At 35.8% G+C, this 15,299-nt stretch carries 14 protein-coding genes; 4 read left to right on the top strand and 10 right to left on the bottom strand.

Going from position 1 to position 15,299, the window contains the following annotated elements:
* Positions 1-6 precede the first annotated feature (6 nt).
* From ACZ41W_RS03275 to ACZ41W_RS03295, 5 genes are all read right to left on the bottom strand, one after another.
* Positions 7-804, bottom strand: coding sequence for an ABC transporter permease subunit (locus tag ACZ41W_RS03275; RefSeq protein WP_464313454.1), 798 nt, complete (start codon positions 802-804; stop codon positions 7-9).
* Positions 805-813: 9 nt separating this feature from the next.
* The gene (locus tag ACZ41W_RS03280) at positions 814-1,620 is read right to left on the bottom strand and encodes an ABC transporter permease subunit (protein WP_464313455.1); all 807 of its coding nucleotides are present in this window, start codon (positions 1,618-1,620) and stop codon (positions 814-816) included.
* A 12-nt stretch (positions 1,621-1,632) separates the two neighbouring features.
* Positions 1,633-2,508: an ABC transporter ATP-binding protein gene (locus tag ACZ41W_RS03285; protein ID WP_464313456.1), complete on the bottom strand. Its 876-nt coding sequence runs from the start codon at positions 2,506-2,508 to the stop codon at positions 1,633-1,635.
* 98 nt (positions 2,509-2,606) lie between these two features.
* Positions 2,607-4,088: a methyl-accepting chemotaxis protein gene (locus ACZ41W_RS03290; protein ID WP_464313457.1), complete on the bottom strand. Its 1,482-nt coding sequence runs from the start codon at positions 4,086-4,088 to the stop codon at positions 2,607-2,609.
* A 26-nt stretch (positions 4,089-4,114) separates the two neighbouring features.
* Positions 4,115-4,744, bottom strand: a complete 630-nt coding sequence (locus tag ACZ41W_RS03295; protein ID WP_464313458.1) for a methyltransferase family protein — start codon at positions 4,742-4,744, stop codon at positions 4,115-4,117.
* Between the two features lie 300 nt (positions 4,745-5,044).
* Here ACZ41W_RS03295 and ACZ41W_RS03300 point away from each other — a divergent pair, with 300 nt between their 5' ends.
* The 3 genes from ACZ41W_RS03300 (at position 5,045) to ACZ41W_RS03310 (ending at position 9,396) form a co-directional block, all read left to right on the top strand.
* Positions 5,045-6,661: a Na/Pi cotransporter family protein gene (locus ACZ41W_RS03300; protein ID WP_464313459.1), complete on the top strand. Its 1,617-nt coding sequence runs from the start codon at positions 5,045-5,047 to the stop codon at positions 6,659-6,661.
* A 241-nt stretch (positions 6,662-6,902) separates the two neighbouring features.
* Positions 6,903-7,538, top strand: coding sequence for a hypothetical protein (locus ACZ41W_RS03305; protein WP_464313460.1), 636 nt, complete (start codon positions 6,903-6,905; stop codon positions 7,536-7,538).
* A 10-nt stretch (positions 7,539-7,548) separates the two neighbouring features.
* Complete coding sequence (locus ACZ41W_RS03310; RefSeq protein ID WP_464313461.1) at positions 7,549-9,396, top strand: sensor domain-containing diguanylate cyclase; 1,848 nt, start codon at positions 7,549-7,551, stop codon at positions 9,394-9,396.
* A gap of 107 nt (positions 9,397-9,503) precedes the next feature.
* Here the strand turns inward: ACZ41W_RS03310 and pdxT are convergent, their stop codons facing one another.
* On the bottom strand, positions 9,504-10,076 hold the full coding sequence (gene pdxT, locus ACZ41W_RS03315) for a pyridoxal 5'-phosphate synthase glutaminase subunit PdxT (protein ID WP_464313462.1): 573 nt from the start codon (positions 10,074-10,076) through the stop codon (positions 9,504-9,506).
* The gene (gene pdxS, locus ACZ41W_RS03320) at positions 10,076-10,948 is read right to left on the bottom strand and encodes a pyridoxal 5'-phosphate synthase lyase subunit PdxS (protein WP_464313463.1); all 873 of its coding nucleotides are present in this window, start codon (positions 10,946-10,948) and stop codon (positions 10,076-10,078) included. Before pdxS ends, pdxT begins: the two co-directional genes overlap by 1 nt.
* 154 nt (positions 10,949-11,102) lie before the next feature.
* Between pdxS and pdxR the strand changes: the two genes are divergently transcribed.
* The gene (gene pdxR / locus ACZ41W_RS03325; protein ID WP_464313464.1) at positions 11,103-12,497 is read left to right on the top strand and encodes a MocR-like pyridoxine biosynthesis transcription factor PdxR; all 1,395 of its coding nucleotides are present in this window, start codon (positions 11,103-11,105) and stop codon (positions 12,495-12,497) included.
* Positions 12,498-12,508: 11 nt separating this feature from the next.
* Here the strand turns inward: pdxR and ACZ41W_RS03330 are convergent, their stop codons facing one another.
* From ACZ41W_RS03330 to ACZ41W_RS03340, 3 genes are read right to left on the bottom strand one after another with little or no spacing between them, the layout of a single operon-like run.
* A complete protein-coding gene (locus ACZ41W_RS03330; RefSeq protein ID WP_464313465.1) occupies positions 12,509-13,309 on the bottom strand; it encodes a class I SAM-dependent methyltransferase in 801 nt (266 codons plus the stop codon).
* Between the two features lie 55 nt (positions 13,310-13,364).
* On the bottom strand, positions 13,365-14,447 hold the full coding sequence (locus ACZ41W_RS03335; RefSeq protein WP_464313466.1) for an HD-GYP domain-containing protein: 1,083 nt from the start codon (positions 14,445-14,447) through the stop codon (positions 13,365-13,367).
* Between the two features lie 33 nt (positions 14,448-14,480).
* Positions 14,481-15,194, bottom strand: a complete 714-nt coding sequence (locus ACZ41W_RS03340) for a hypothetical protein (RefSeq protein ID WP_464313467.1) — start codon at positions 15,192-15,194, stop codon at positions 14,481-14,483.
* Positions 15,195-15,299: the final 105 nt, after the last annotated feature.

Below are 15,299 nucleotides of genomic sequence, written 5' to 3' on the forward strand. Positions count from 1 at the left end.
TGATGCTTAAATATGCAAATCTCTTCTAGGATATACTATAAATGTACCAACAATTCCCATAATGAAAACAATTAATGTAAGTATTACGTATTTAATTTCAAGATGACCTAGATGAAGGTAGGAATTGGCTTCAAAATACTTAAATGGCGTGATGTACTTAAAAAAGTCAATTTTATCTGAAAGTGACACGAGAATGCTGATAAAATATAACACCATAATCACTACAGCGGATATTTTTCCCGAACTCTTATAGCGTTTAAGAATACTAGCTAAAAACATGCCGATGGCCAAAAAATAGATGGATATGAGAAATAATGAGCAGGACATCAGTTTTACAAATGACACAAACGATCCGGTAATTTCAAAAGGGATCATACAAGCAAAAACAGAAATTGTAAATACCGCAAGAAGCAAAACGATGAGAATGAGTGACGTCGCGAATTTCGCTGCAAGGATCTTTTCTCTCGAAACGGGCATAGTCATGAGATATTCAGCGGTTTTATCTCGTTCTTCTTTGGAAATGATCGCGCTGCCGAGTAAGACAGAAAATAGTCCAAACATCAATCCAAAATAAACTGACGCGATGCTCATATACCCTTCAGGTGTGGTCAAGTTCGCGTTATTCATTGAAAAAGCATTCAATAAGGGTTCTGGCATCAACTCCATAACATCGAGCATCTCAGGATTGTTATAATACGCTGAAAACTCAGAGGTCATCATAGCTAAAAATACGATAAAGATCAACGACCAAATTATAAGTGATTTTAATTGTGCTTTAAACTCCCATTTCATGATGTGTATCATATAAACCTCCTAAAGGGAGTCGATATCGCGTTTGGTATAGAGACTATACGTCACGAGAATCGAACCTATAATAACTGCAACTGGTATCATAGCAAGCGGAAATTGGTAGTGAGCGTGTTCGAGGATATAGTTGGGTTCTAAATGATAAAAAGGAGTCAATATTCCGAGAATTTCCCCTCCTACTATGGCGCGAATGGTATTGAGAATATACATGCCAAAAGAAAGACCTAAAGAAAATGAAAGGACATTACGAACGCGTTTAACAAGAACGGAAATCACCATTCCCAGTGTTAGAAAAAATAGCTGAAACAGCACGATGCTCGAGAGCAAAATCAAAATGGGTTTAAGTTCATAAGAATGCCCATCTTTAAAAAGTTCAATGGCACTAAATGATGCTGCCCATGTCACCATATTGCAAATCGTCAGAGAGAAAAATGCCGCTAAAAATTTAGCAGTCACAATGCGCGTTCGTGAAACTGGTTTTGACATCAGAAAGTCGGCTGTAAACTCTCTTTCCTCAATTGAAAGGATTGAAAATCCATAGTTTGAAGCTTGTATAGCGAGCATTAACTGTAAGAAAGTGAAAATGAATGCAAAATACCCCAGAACATCTGCGAGCGATAAACTTCCTGCCATTCCAAATGCTTTTAGTAATTCTTTTGGGTAATTTTCCATCATCTTATCTAGAAGCGTCATATCACTACTGAATGCTGGATAGAAAACCATTAGCATAAAAGTCACACAAATCAATGCAATCGACCAAATTAAAATGGATTTTATGTTCATCTTAAACTCGTATTTAAAAATATTTAACATAAGGTCCCCCACTTATTTGTAATAATGCATAAAGACTTCTTCTAATGTAGGTTCTTCAATTAGAACGTCCTTTAATGCATGGCTAGAGAGAATCTTCAACATCTGATTAATATCCCCTTTATAAAAGAATCTCATTTCATCATCTCCATTTGAAAGGTTGGTCACTCCTGGAATATTAAATAGATCTGAGTGAATTCCAGCCGCTTTAACGGTAAGTTTTTTGTAATTATCTTCACGCATGGATTTGATATCATCAACTTTAATGATATGACCATCTTTAATAATGGCAACTCGATTACAGAGTGCTTGGACTTCAGATAGAATATGAGAAGAAAAGAAAATGGTTGCCCCTTTTTTATTTTCCCCTTCGATAATATCAAAAAATTTCTTTTGCATCAGAGGGTCAAGACCACTGGTTGGTTCGTCTAAGACAATGAGCTTAGGAGAGTGCAATAATCCTTGAACAATCCCTACTTTCTTTTTGTTACCATAGGACAAATCTTCGATTCTCTTGTTGAGATTAAGTTCCATAAGTTCAGCAAGTTCAAGCATCCTACTATTGCAGTCTTTTTTATAAAACCCAGCTGAATAATTGAGCAAATCGATGACTTTCATTTTATCATAGTAAAATACTTCAGAAGGCAAATAACCGATGGATTCTCTTATACTTGGCCCTTCTTTGACACAATTCTTACCAAAGATTTTTGCTTCTCCACTTGTTGGAAAAATCAGCCCCATCATCGTTCGAATGGTAGTGGATTTTCCAGCGCCATTTGGTCCTATAAATCCAAATATTTCCCCTTCGTTTACTGTAAGTGTTACATCCTCAATCCCTCTTGCTTTGCCATAAAATTTAGTCAAATGTGATAATTCAATAACTGGATTCATAAGAACCTCCCCTTTAACAACGTTTTATCAAAAAAAAAGCGAATGTCATAAAATGTATGCATTCGCTTAATCATGTACGGGTTTCAAGTTAATGGTAACTATTTGATATTAAATAAATATTCAACAATTATTAAAGATTCATTAAATCGTGTGGCAGCAAATTTTGCATAGTAGCCATCAAGACGTTTAACAATTGGTGTTAAAAGGATATTTTCGCGTCTAGGGTTGTTAAAATAGTCTTTGTATGGTGGATAAATATCAAATAGATTCAATCCGAGGCTTCCTTTTTCAGTGGATTGAGTGATAATACCTTGTGAATTGAGGGTTTGGAAGTTCGTTATGTGGTTTTCTTTTGCAAAAACCTCATAATTTAACCCTATTGGTGTATCTTTAAGTGCTTTTACTAAAATTTGAACTTGGTTTTTCAAGATGGTATCAATACTTTTTTCTGATATTGTACGATAGAATTTTTCGTTAATCGTACGCATGAAGTCAGTTGAAGATTTGAGAGATCGAATATCCTTGCCAAGTTCTTGTGTAACGGATGTCGTCATCTGTACGTATTGATTGTTTTCCGCGGTATTATCAGAAAGTGAATCCATTTGATGATGAACGTGATGAATAGCAGATTCAAGTTTTTGGATGGCTCTAAATGCATCCTCTACTTTTGACTCTGTCAAACTTGAATCCTTCGCTATGCTGTGATAGATTTCACTTGATTTTAAAACTTGAGTCTTCATCTCGTGACTGATTTCAACATTTTCATCCGTAGCGATATTGGCTTCGCTCAGTGCATGCATAATGGATTTTGCACTTGTGACGATGAGTTCAAGTGATTCTGAAGTGCTTTGTGATAATTTTCTAATTTCATCTGCAACAACTGCAAATCCTCTTCCCGCCTCACCTGCTCTTGCCGCTTCAATACTTGCATTTAATGCGAGTAAATTCGTATTTTCTGCAATTTTTTCAATCGTGGTTGAAAATGTTTCAATTGAACTGGCAGTGACAATGAGTTCATCAATACTTTCTTTAAAATGAGTTGTTTTTGATTCCATTTCGTCGACAATTCGGATGGTATGACCAATTTCACTATTAGAGGCAGTGGATAACTCATGAGATTTTTTAGAGGCTTCCTTAGCTCCAATAATCGATTGATTCATTTCTTGAATAAAATGAACCATCTCTTGAACTTGATCTTCTGTCGTATTGATGGAATGGACATATTTATTTGAGTTATCCGATAAAACGTGGATATTGCGTATGATGTCTTCCATTCTTTGACTATTGGTAGTCATAAATTGATCCAGTTGTTCAGAGAGTTCGTTGGTTTGAAGGGATGTTATCACAAGTTCTTCGAAAGTTGCTTCATAATAGGCACATAGTGATTCGAGTAAAGACTTAGTTTCACTTAATAAGCCTGATTGGATGTCAACTACGACGCGATAATCACCTTGTGAAAGTGATTTTAAAGCATGATTGAGTTGTTGAATTCGCTTTTTTGCCTTCAAACTAGAAATAAACGTTCCAATTGTATACCCTATCAATAGGCTAATTAAAATAAAAACAATCGTTTGTAACATAAAATCCTCCTAATTATGAATCATTTTTACCAAATATATGGCACGAGTTTATATTTCGTTTTTTGGGAATAATCGTAATATCCCTTAAAGTGTCGCATGAGCATTTGATCTTCAATATATGTTCGTAATAAATACCCCAAAATCCATAAAATACAAAGTGGAATTGTAAATAGTGATTTTGTGATGAACGGGATACTAGAAATGGAGATGATAGAGGCTAAATATCCTGGATGCCTGATCCAAGTATAAGGACCATTATTAATAACGGTATGTCCAAGTTCATATTGTAGTGACATCGTCATGACATAATACGGGTTTGATGCTAAGACCCAAAGATACAATGAAGCGCCAATGAATAATAGTGATTTTCCTAAAAGTGAGTAGTAAGAAATTAGAGCGGCATTACTTGTGGTATTATGTTCAATTATTAGGATAAAACAAACACATAAAGGCGCTATATATTTGATCATAAAGGTAAATAAATGTTCTTTATTGTGAATGATGGGACGCCATTTTATTCGAGTTTTAAAAAGTTGTTTGTCCATTAGTGTGAAAGTTGAAAGCCAATACGAAATGATCATTAATAACGTGAGTACTTTATGTGGTTGATTCGTGAGCAGAACGTATAATGTGATAAGCCCACTTTCATATAGCATTTTGCATCCCCCTTTCATAATTTTACATGTAAAATTATAACATATAAGTAGATTTTACGAAATTGAAATAACCTATAATTTACCATGTAAAATGCACGTAAATTCTGTTGAATTTTGGAGATTAATCACATTAGAAATCAGGTTGTGTATTTTTGTCAGGATTGGGTAAACAAAACTAACATGAAAATTACATCAACTTTACATGGATTTAACAATGTAAAGTCTTTTTTCTGTTAGAATTAACAAGGATTTAATATAAGATTTCATCAAAAAGAATAATAAGTATTTAGGAGGCATTTGATGTCGATAGCAATTGGCATATTGGGTGGTTTAGGTCTTTTCCTTTATGGTATGCAGCTAATGGGAAATGGACTACAAAAAGCTGCAGGTAAAAAACTAGAAAGAATTATTGAAGTTTTAACGACAAATCGCTTTATGGGGGTTTTAGTCGGAGTGGTTGTTACGGGGATTATTCAGAGCTCTAGTGCAACAACTGTCATGGTAGTAGGCTTTGTAAATGCCGGCATCATGAAATTATCACAAGCTGTGGGGGTCATTTTCGGTGCGAACATCGGTACCACTGTTACGGGACAGATAGTTTCGCTTTCAATTGGCGAGATCGCTCCAATTGCGGTTGGTATTGGTGTAATTTTATGGATGACGATGAAAAAGGATAGCTATAAAAATCTAGCAGAAATTTTAATTGGTTTAGGTATTCTCTTTATTGGTATGGAATTTTTAGGAGATGCATTAAAACCACTTCGAGGTATGCAAGCGTTTAATGATTTAATGTTATCACTTAGTCACAATCCTTTGTTGGGTGTATTGGTTGGTTTTGGTTTGACCTTTATAGTTCAAAGTTCTTCTGCGTCAATTGCCATGCTTATCGCATTGGCAGCAAAAGGAGCACTTCCGCTTGAAGCAGCACTCCCTATTTTATATGGAGATAACATTGGAACTTGTACAACAGCACTCATTTCGAGTATTGGTGCAAGTAAAAATGCGAAACGCGCTGCAATTATTCACTTAGCATTTAATACCGTGGGTACAATTTTATTCGTTGTGTTATTGACAAATCCGATTACAAGAATTGTCACTCAATTAGATCCAACGGATGTTGGTCGTCAAATTGCAAATGCACATACGATTTTCAATATTACAAACGTGATTCTTCAATTCCCATTTGCATTCTTCCTAATTAAAATTGCGATGTGGGTTATTCCAGAAGGCGAAGATGAAAAAGAAGTTAAATTGACAAAATACATTGACGAACGTTTACTTGAAACTCCTACAATTGCAGTTAGAAGCGTTATTAATGAAACAATCAATATGAGCGAAGTGGCTTATGACAGTATGAAAAATGCCCTTGATGGATTTTTTGAAGATCAAATGGATAAAGTTAAAAAGACCTTTGTGCTTGAAAAAGATATTAATCAACTTGAAAAGCTCATAACCGATTATCTTGTGAAACTTTCAAACTGTGACATCATGGATTCCGATAGACGTTATATTGACGGACTATTCAATAGCATCAATGACATTGAGAGAATTGGCGATCATGCAGATAATATCGCTGAGTTGATCATCACTTTAAATGATAATAAAATTGTCTTCTCTCCTAATTCAAAAAATGCGCTTATGGTGATGTACAATAAGACGCGTGCTACTTATGAAAAAGCCATTAGCGTGTTAAAAGAGCCAAATCGTGCATTGATTGACGAAGTTATTGCGCTTGAAAAAGAAATGGATGATTTACAGAAAAAAGCGAGAATCGATCACTTTGAACGTTTGAATAGTCACGAATGTAGCACAGAGTCTGGCGTTTACTACCTTGAGATCGTCAATAATTTAGAAAGAATCTCTGATTTATCGACTAACTTAGTAAGAGCTGTTGCAGATACGGTAGTGATTGCTTAATGATATACATCCAGACGAATCGGTAATGATATCGATTTACGCGTGATTATGAACAGTGTAACTTAATGAATTTATGCCACAATCATGATTTGATTGTGGCATTTTTTTTAATTTTTTTAAAGTTTTTTTGAGTTGTGATAATTTTGAAAACTATTAATTTACAAGTGTTTTCACATCCTATAAAATGGAAGTGTGTATTCATTTGATTTGAAGGCATATATTCATACTTTTGGAGGTTAACTTGATTAGAGAAATTAATTTTACAGATATTTCAAAGTCATTAAAAACGGGTGACTTGATATTGTTTCATGGTGCAGAACCCTCTTCACTTGCAATCGAAGTAATTGAATGGTCGTTTTGGTCTCATATTGGTATGGTTGTGATGCCAGTCGATATGGGCCTTGAAGGATCGGAACCTTTATTTTGGGAATCTACTTCTTCTTCAGATGGGATTATCGATGTGCTGTTGAATCAACCTAAAGCTGATGGGCCAATGCTCGTCGCACTTAAAGATCGCATAAAAGTAGATGTTGATAATCATTATGATACACATTTCAAAGTGAAGTACCTGAGTCAACCCATGGATTCTGAAACAAAGAAACTCCTCAAAGAGACGATTCAGCAACTACATTCAAAATCATTTCCATCGGATAAAGAAATGTTAAAATGGTTCACAGAAGGAAAAATTCACAACACCCCTTCTACAGATCCCACAAAAGTATTTTGTAGCCAATTAACTGCAGAGACGCTAATGGCATTAGGCTACTTGGCAACAACTTATGTTTCAAATGGCTATTGCCCGAAAGATTTTGATGAAACAACAAACTTACCTTATACGAGAGCTTTTTTCTATTACGATGGTGCTAGATTTAAGTGAAAGGATTCTTATGAAGACTAAAAATTGGATTGGCATATCACTCATTTTAGCATTTGTGTGCATGCTCATCTTTTCTGGAATTTATTCAGATCACAAAACGAATACTTCCCCACAACCAGTCAATGGATACTTAGACTTAAGCGAGTGGTCTTTTGAAAACGATGGTCCGGTTGACCTTTCTGGCGAATGGAAGTTTTATTTCAATGAGTTTATCGATCCTGAGAAATTTGCTGAGAACGAAGTGAATAACGCAAGTCAAATTCAAATACCGAGTACCAATGATAGCATGAATCTTGTTAAGCCATTTGAAAGTGACAAGTACTATGGAACTTTATATTTGAGAGTAAAACTCCCTTCAAATAGCGAAAATTATGGACTCACAACCGATATTGTTTTAAGTTCCTATAAATTATTTATCAATGGTAAATTTTTTGAGGAAGTTGGTCATGTTGGAACTTCAAGTGAAACTTCTGATCCGTATTACAAACTCGTTAACAGTTATTTTAGTGCGGATTCGGCGATTGTCGATATTGTGATTCACACATCTGATTTTCACTATGAAGATTCAGCGATTACCACTCCTAAAATTGGTTTAGCAAGTCAAATTGCGTCATCATCGACGATGAAGCTCAGTAGAGATTTCTTTCTATTTGGAATGCTCGTGATCATGGGAATTTATCATATTGGTCTATTCGTTATGCGAACAAAGGATCGAACCTCACTCTATTTTGGGATATTCAATCTTATGTTTGCATTTAGAATGCTCATTGTAGGCGCACGTTTTTTACCATCGCATTACGAGATGAATTTTGAGATTTATGGACGTCTCTCCTATTTAACTGTTTATTTTGGGTTTACAGGACTTTGTGGGTACTTGTATTATTCTTTCAAAGAGTTGCTCAGTGACATGTTTTTTAAACTGAGTATTGGATCTGGAATCATCATTACATTAATTACTTTGGTGAGTCCTTTTAAAATTATCGACACAACGATTTTTTACTATATTGTATTTGGATTTATTTTACTTTTTTATGCATTAATTATGATCTTTAAAGGATTTATTAAGGGCGTTCCCTATACTGGAGAAGTTATAGTTGGTTTTATTTGTTTAATATTAGGTTTTGCAAATGATTACTACTATGAGTTGACGATATCCAATACGCCTTCGATGATTCCGTTTGCACTCTCTATTTTCGTGTTGACTCAAGCGTATATGCTGGCATCAAAGTTTTCTTTAGCATTTTCAAGTATTGAAAATCTTTCAAATGAAAATTCTCAGATTCTTGAAGATTTAAAACACGTCAATAGCAATCTTGAGTTTTTAGTGGACGAGCGAACTGCAGACTTAAAAAAGGCTCTGGATGAGTTAGATCACCTTTCAAAGACAGATTACTTGACAAAATTGCCGAATAGACGTCATACCATTGAGACGATTAATGAAATAATTGCCAATAGAAAACCTTTTTTTGTTGGAATCGTCGACATTGATCATTTTAAAACGGTAAATGATACGTATGGTCATGATTGTGGTGATATGATTCTGAAAGAACTTTCAGATCTGTTAGTCGCTGAAATTAAAGATGAAGGATTTGTTGGACGTTGGGGTGGCGAAGAATTTTTGATATTGCTTTACTATGATCATCAGGATATCGCGCTTAAACGAATTGATGCTTTAAGAGCGAGACTAGCAAGTCATAAATATTCATGTATTATGTTCCCTATCACGGTCACTGTAGGTCTATGTAAGTATACGGATAAGATGACCGTTGATATGTGTATTGATTATGCGGACAAAGCGCTCTATCGAGGTAAAGAGAACGGAAGAAATAAAAGCTGTATGTATGAGAGGCTTCCCTAGCACTTCCAAAAATAAGACAGATAAAAAATAAGACAATCAATAAGTAAAACACATAAAAGAAACAAAAAAGGCTCTATGGATTTCCATAGAGCTTTTTTTGGGAATAGTTACTTTATAAGTGAGAGGAAAAATTGGTGAATGCGAGTGTCTTCGGTCAGTTCAGGATGGAAAGCGGTCATAATGATATTGTCTTGACGTGCTGCTACGATTTTATCATCATGTGTTGCAAGAATTTCCACATTTCCACTGATACTTTCGATATATGGTGCTCTGATAAAAACCATCGGAATATTCCCAATGCCCTTAAAATAGCCATTGATTGAAAAACTCCCAAGCTGCCTACCATATGCATTTCGTTTGACGAGTGTGTCTGTTACTCCAAGATGTACAGTGGATTCGCCGATGATTCTTTTAGACAGGAGTATCATACCCGCACAAGTTCCTAATGCAGGCGTTCCAGATAAAATGAGCGACTTAATTTCTTGAAATAAATCTAAGTCATGCATAATCTTGCTCATTGCAGTGCTTTCACCACCTGGAAGCACCAATCCATCTAGTGGGCATTTTTTTAAATCGGATTTGTTTCTTATTTCTACACAGTGAACATCCAATTGATTAAGCATGTTGATATGTTCAATAAAAGCGCCTTGAACGGCTAATACGCCGATATTCTTTTTCATTAATTCCCTCTTTGTGCCATAATGAGTTCAATTTCTTGCTCGTTGATGCCGACCATAGCTTCTCCTAAATCTGCTGATAATTCAGCAATCAGTTTTGCGTCATGGAAGTTCGTACACGCTTTAACAATAGCTTGCGCCCTTTTCTCAGGATCCCCAGATTTAAAAATCCCCGACCCTACAAAAAGACCTTCTGCTCCAAGTTGCATCATTAGAGCAGCATCTGCTGGTGTCGCAATTCCGCCTGCTGCAAAATTGACAACCGGTAATTTGCCATTGAGATGAACAAACTGTACCAGTTCATAACTGACTCTGAGCTCTTTTGCTGCATGATAAAGTTCATCAATTCTCAATGATTGAATATGCCTAATTTGCTGCTGAATCATTCGCATATGTCGAACTGCTTGAACGACATCACCTGTACCCGGCTCTCCTTTTGTCCGAATCATTGAAGCGCCTTCCTCAATTCTTCTAAGTGCTTCCCCTAAATCCTTTGCACCACAGACAAATGGAACTTTAAAATCGCGTTTATGAATGTGGTATGTATCATCCGCAGGAGATAAAACTTCACTTTCATCAATAAAGTCAATTTCGATTGCTTCAAGTATTTGAGCTTCTGCAAAATGACCTATTCGGACTTTAGCCATTACCGGAATTGACACGGCGTCTTGAATACTTTTAATCATTTTTGGATCGCTCATTCTGGATACTCCACCTGCTGTGCGAATATCAGCGGGAATACGTTCGAGTGCCATGACTGCACATGCACCTGCCTTCTCTGCAATTCTGGCTTGTTCTGGCGTGGTTACATCCATGATTACGCCGCCTTTTAACATTTGTGCTAAGTTTTTATTTAATCCATATTGTTTGCTCATATTCATCTCCTAGTCTGTTTTGTCTAAAAATAACCTCGTACTGACCATGTACAGGTGCTTTGTCTATCGTTACTATAAAAGAGAACTGTCCCGATTAAAAGAATCAGTTTATGACAAAACAATGGTACCAGATTGAAATGAAAGAGGTAGATCGATGAATTTTTGCGCATTTTCTCCAAACAATCAAGTGGATCAAGCAATCTATTTGCAGTTATATGAGTATTTGAAGCATGAAATACTCAGTGGAAATATCTCGGTGGGTACAAAACTTCCATCAAAGCGTGGATTGGCCGATTATTGTGGTTTGAGTGTCAATACTGTTCAAAATGCATATGCACAACTCGAGTGCGAGGGATATATTGAATCTGCTGAAAGAAAGGGTTTTTTTGTTGCAGATACTCAAAATATAATCAAAATTCATGTTTCAAAAGAAAATCAGAGTACGATTCATGAGCGCATCCTTTATCGTTTCACCTATCAAGGTGTCGATGTCGGTTCTTTTCCTTTTAAGCAATGGCGAAAACTTTACCAAGATGCACTCGATGAATATGATATTTCTTTGTTATTACCCGGTGAGTATAAAGGCAATATGGAATTAAGAGAAAGTATTGCGCATTATATATATGCTTCACGAGGCGTTAAATGCACGCCAGATCAAATTGTTGTAAGTGCTGGGACTGAGTATCTTATGCAAATTCTCATTCAGCTTTTGGGAAGTCATGCGCATTATGGTATAGAAAATCCGGGGTTTGAAAAATTAAATGAAGTATTAAAAAACAATTCCTGTAGATACAGTTATTTAGATGTTGACGATGAAGGCGTTGTATTAGAATCCGTTAAAAATCAGAATGTGAGTATTGTCTGCGTGACACCTGCACATCAGTTTCCTACAGGTGCTGTAATGGGATTAAAAAGGCGTGAGCAATTGCTGAATTGGGCACTTGAGAATGATGAAAGATACTTAATTGAAGATGACTATGATGGTGAGTTTAGATATACAGGTTCATATTTACCTGCGTTAAAAGGAATGGGAAATAGTGAGAAAGTCATTTATATGGGGTCATTTTCGAAATCACTCTCCCCTGCACTTCGAGTAAGTTACATGATTTTACCACTCCACCTTATGAATCGATTTGAAAAGCAGCTATCGTATATAAAGTGTCCAGTGCCAGTTCTAGAACAAAAAGTCTTGGCGAGATTTATACATATAGGTGGATTTGAACGACATTTGAATCGAATGAGGCGATTGTACAAAGCCAAACTTGATGTACTCATTCGGAGTTTATCGCCTTTTAGAGAATGGATGCGCATCTTAGGAGCTGATGCGGGTCTACATATTTTGGTTGAGGTTGATACCGAGTTCGATGAAACTGAACTGATTTCTAGGGCAATGAGTGCTGGTGTTGAAATACAAGGAATTTCGAGATTTTATTTTGATGAAAAAAAACCGAGTCGCCCAATCGTGCTACTCGGTTATGCATCCGTTGAAATCAATCAGATTCCAACTGGAATCAACCAGCTGGCGAAAAGTTGGAATCTAATAAAATAATGAATCATTAATTATTTAGTTTGTGCGACGATTGTAAACGTTTTAGGAATACCTTTGTCATATTGATCTGACGAAAGGTTGGGTTCTTCGTCTAAAACGTTTATATATAAACCTTCAGAGGCCATCTGTGTGATGATTTCACCTAAAGTCCATAAACGTAAATAGACTTTTTGCGACGCTTCTTTTTCAGTTCCATTCTCAGTATATTTAGAATATGCGACGTCTTTTTCGACTAGTTCTTTAGAAAAATAGTCCCCTGTAACTTTATGTTTACGCACGTTGGCGGTACTGCCACGCGAACTAATGAGTTTTGTGGAGATTGGATGAAAATCCCGTATAATGACGATGCCTCCTGGTGATAAGTGGCGATAGATCATATTGAAAAAAGGTCTTAAGTCCGTAAAATAATGTAAAATGCCCATTTCAGCAAATATAATGTCATAAGTTTCATCTAATTTTAGCTGCATAACATCTTGTAAATAGTAACGAATGGATACATTCAGCGATTGAGCCAATTCTAATGCATATCTTTGATTATCCTCTGAAAAATCTACTACGGTGACATCTGCACCTAAAACTGCTAATGCAGCTGCTTTCATGCCGTTTGATCCCATTAAGTTGAGGATCTTTTTGTTTTTGACGCAGCCCATATATTGATAGATATGCGAAACGGATTTCTCCGGAAATTCTTTGACGCGTTTTGCGGCGATTTCAGGCGTGCCAAAGCGATTGATCCATGCTTCATATGCATTGGTATTCCAGGCCTTTTCGTTAGCGTTATTCGGTTCGTTTCGATGTAATTCTGATTGCATCTGTACCTCCATGTCAACAAGCATTATACAGAAACTCTAAGAAATTGTCAACGCATCAACCATTTGGATTTAAGATGCGAATTTGACTGTTTTCAGATAAAACGATGTGTTTGTTGATGAGTAATAATTCAACGATAGGATTAAAAGACTCGTCATAACCAGATACGATTCCAGGGCCTACATTTAATGCGAGGGTTTCACCAATCTCGTAAGGAATGATTATTTTTTCAAGTAATTGTAACCATTCAACTGGATAGGATTCATCTGTCTGAGCTTTTAAAATATGATAAGCTTCTGAAAGTTGATAGGCATCTCGCTGACTTCTATCACTAATTAATGCATCAAATGCATCTGCTACTGAAAGTAATTGTGCCAACGGGTGAATTTGTTTCCCTTTTAATCTTTTCGGATAGCCGGCCCCATCATATTTTTCATGATGCTGCTGAGTAATGACTTTTACCATTACGTTTAAGTGTTGACAGTCTGAAAAATATTGATGACAGAATTGAGTATGTTCTTTCAGAATATCAAATTCTTCGGATGTAAGCGGGCCATTTTTATTCAAGATTTCTTTTGGTACAATGACATTGCTTAATTCAATCATAATACCTGCAATGAATAAAGCTCTTAACTCATTCATCGCGAGTCCCCGCTTTATCCCCATTAAAACAGATAACATCGAAGTTTGGATGGCATGTTGAATGGGATATAAATGCATCGACTTTGATTCGAGCAGTTTATAAGTTGAAACTTTGTTTTTTATTAGGTGAATGATGATGTCATCAGCAATTCGATTAAGTTGAAAGAGCATCGTATCTCGGTACACAATGAATTTTTTATAGTTCGCGATAAAATTAGAGTTTTTACTGTGTTTTATATAAATTTCAAACTCCTTTTGTGTTTTTTTTATGAGTTTAATGAGTGCGTGCATAGTTTCTAGTGGTATGGCATACTCAACCGTTTCAAGCTGTGCTTGATCATGGATATAGACGGATTTGTAACCATAAAATTGAATTGACTCTATTAATTTTAAATTGAGTGGCGTCCCCTTATTGACAAGAAGTGTGTAATGCTGATCGTAAATCGGTTGATTGATGATCATGCCGGGCTTTAGTTCATCTATGGAATAGCGCTTCATACATCCTCCTTGGTATAACAATCTAGAGCAATATTATTGTTCTTGCTCTGCACTCACCCGTTCATATTCAAAATGAGCTCTATTTTTCTTTAAAAATGTATTAGTTTCTTTAAACATTTCAAAAGCTTTCCATGTTTCATCATCAAAATAAGAAATTTTAAGATTCGTCTTGATAAGCGAATGATTTTGATCGAGGTCAGTTTGAGGACTCATGTTAAATAAATGGTTCCACGAAATGACTTCAAATCCCATATTGATGTGATGATCCGCACGAACCCATTCATGTGAAACACTAAAGGCCGTCTCATCATATGACTTAGCCGTTTCATATTGGCACTGAATGACAGTTCCATTAGGATTAATCGCGATTTCAATGACTTCAATATCCCCTTTACCAAACATCATCTTTTGTAAACTTAATCCACCGGTATAAATCATCCGATTCAACCACGGGTAGAAACCATCATTAGGATTTTGTTCACTATCCCAGAAGATGTGATAGGCAATATGTACGTTTCCATCGTTATCTTTGGCTGCTCTATAACGAATTTCAGTTGGTAAACCATATGCTTCATCAGCGTAAATCTGAGGCTGATATTTTATCGCTAATGCATCGTCTTGAATCGGTTGCCACCCCTCAATAACGGTATCAAAATGTGAAACTGGATAAAACCGTGCAATTAGAAAGAGCACGACGATCAAAAGTATTAAAATGAGTCCGATTTTTTTCCAAAGTGTTCGTTTCATACAATCCCCTAAATTATATAAAAATTATTTTTAATCTAATAAAAAAATGTGAATACTTGCTTTTTCAACGAATTGAGCCAGTTGACTTTTCTATTTTACCACTAA

This window comes from Fusibacter fontis (assembly GCF_055378735.1).

Coding starts and splice junctions, on each gene's coding strand:
- ACZ41W_RS03275 (WP_464313454.1), bottom strand. CDS start 804: ATGATACACATCATGAAATGGGAGTTTAAAGCACAATTAAAATCACTT.
- ACZ41W_RS03280 (WP_464313455.1), bottom strand. CDS start 1,620: ATGTTAAATATTTTTAAATACGAGTTTAAGATGAACATAAAATCCATT.
- ACZ41W_RS03285 (WP_464313456.1), bottom strand. CDS start 2,508: ATGAATCCAGTTATTGAATTATCACATTTGACTAAATTTTATGGCAAA.
- ACZ41W_RS03290 (WP_464313457.1), bottom strand. CDS start 4,088: ATGTTACAAACGATTGTTTTTATTTTAATTAGCCTATTGATAGGGTAT.
- ACZ41W_RS03295 (WP_464313458.1), bottom strand. CDS start 4,744: ATGCTATATGAAAGTGGGCTTATCACATTATACGTTCTGCTCACGAAT.
- ACZ41W_RS03300 (WP_464313459.1), top strand. CDS start 5,045: ATGTCGATAGCAATTGGCATATTGGGTGGTTTAGGTCTTTTCCTTTAT.
- ACZ41W_RS03310 (WP_464313461.1), top strand. CDS start 7,549: ATGAAGACTAAAAATTGGATTGGCATATCACTCATTTTAGCATTTGTG.
- pdxT (WP_464313462.1), bottom strand. CDS start 10,076: ATGAAAAAGAATATCGGCGTATTAGCCGTTCAAGGCGCTTTTATTGAA.
- pdxS (WP_464313463.1), bottom strand. CDS start 10,948: ATGAGCAAACAATATGGATTAAATAAAAACTTAGCACAAATGTTAAAA.
- pdxR (WP_464313464.1), top strand. CDS start 11,103: ATGAATTTTTGCGCATTTTCTCCAAACAATCAAGTGGATCAAGCAATC.
- ACZ41W_RS03330 (WP_464313465.1), bottom strand. CDS start 13,309: ATGCAATCAGAATTACATCGAAACGAACCGAATAACGCTAACGAAAAG.
- ACZ41W_RS03335 (WP_464313466.1), bottom strand. CDS start 14,447: ATGAAGCGCTATTCCATAGATGAACTAAAGCCCGGCATGATCATCAAT.
- ACZ41W_RS03340 (WP_464313467.1), bottom strand. CDS start 15,194: ATGAAACGAACACTTTGGAAAAAAATCGGACTCATTTTAATACTTTTG.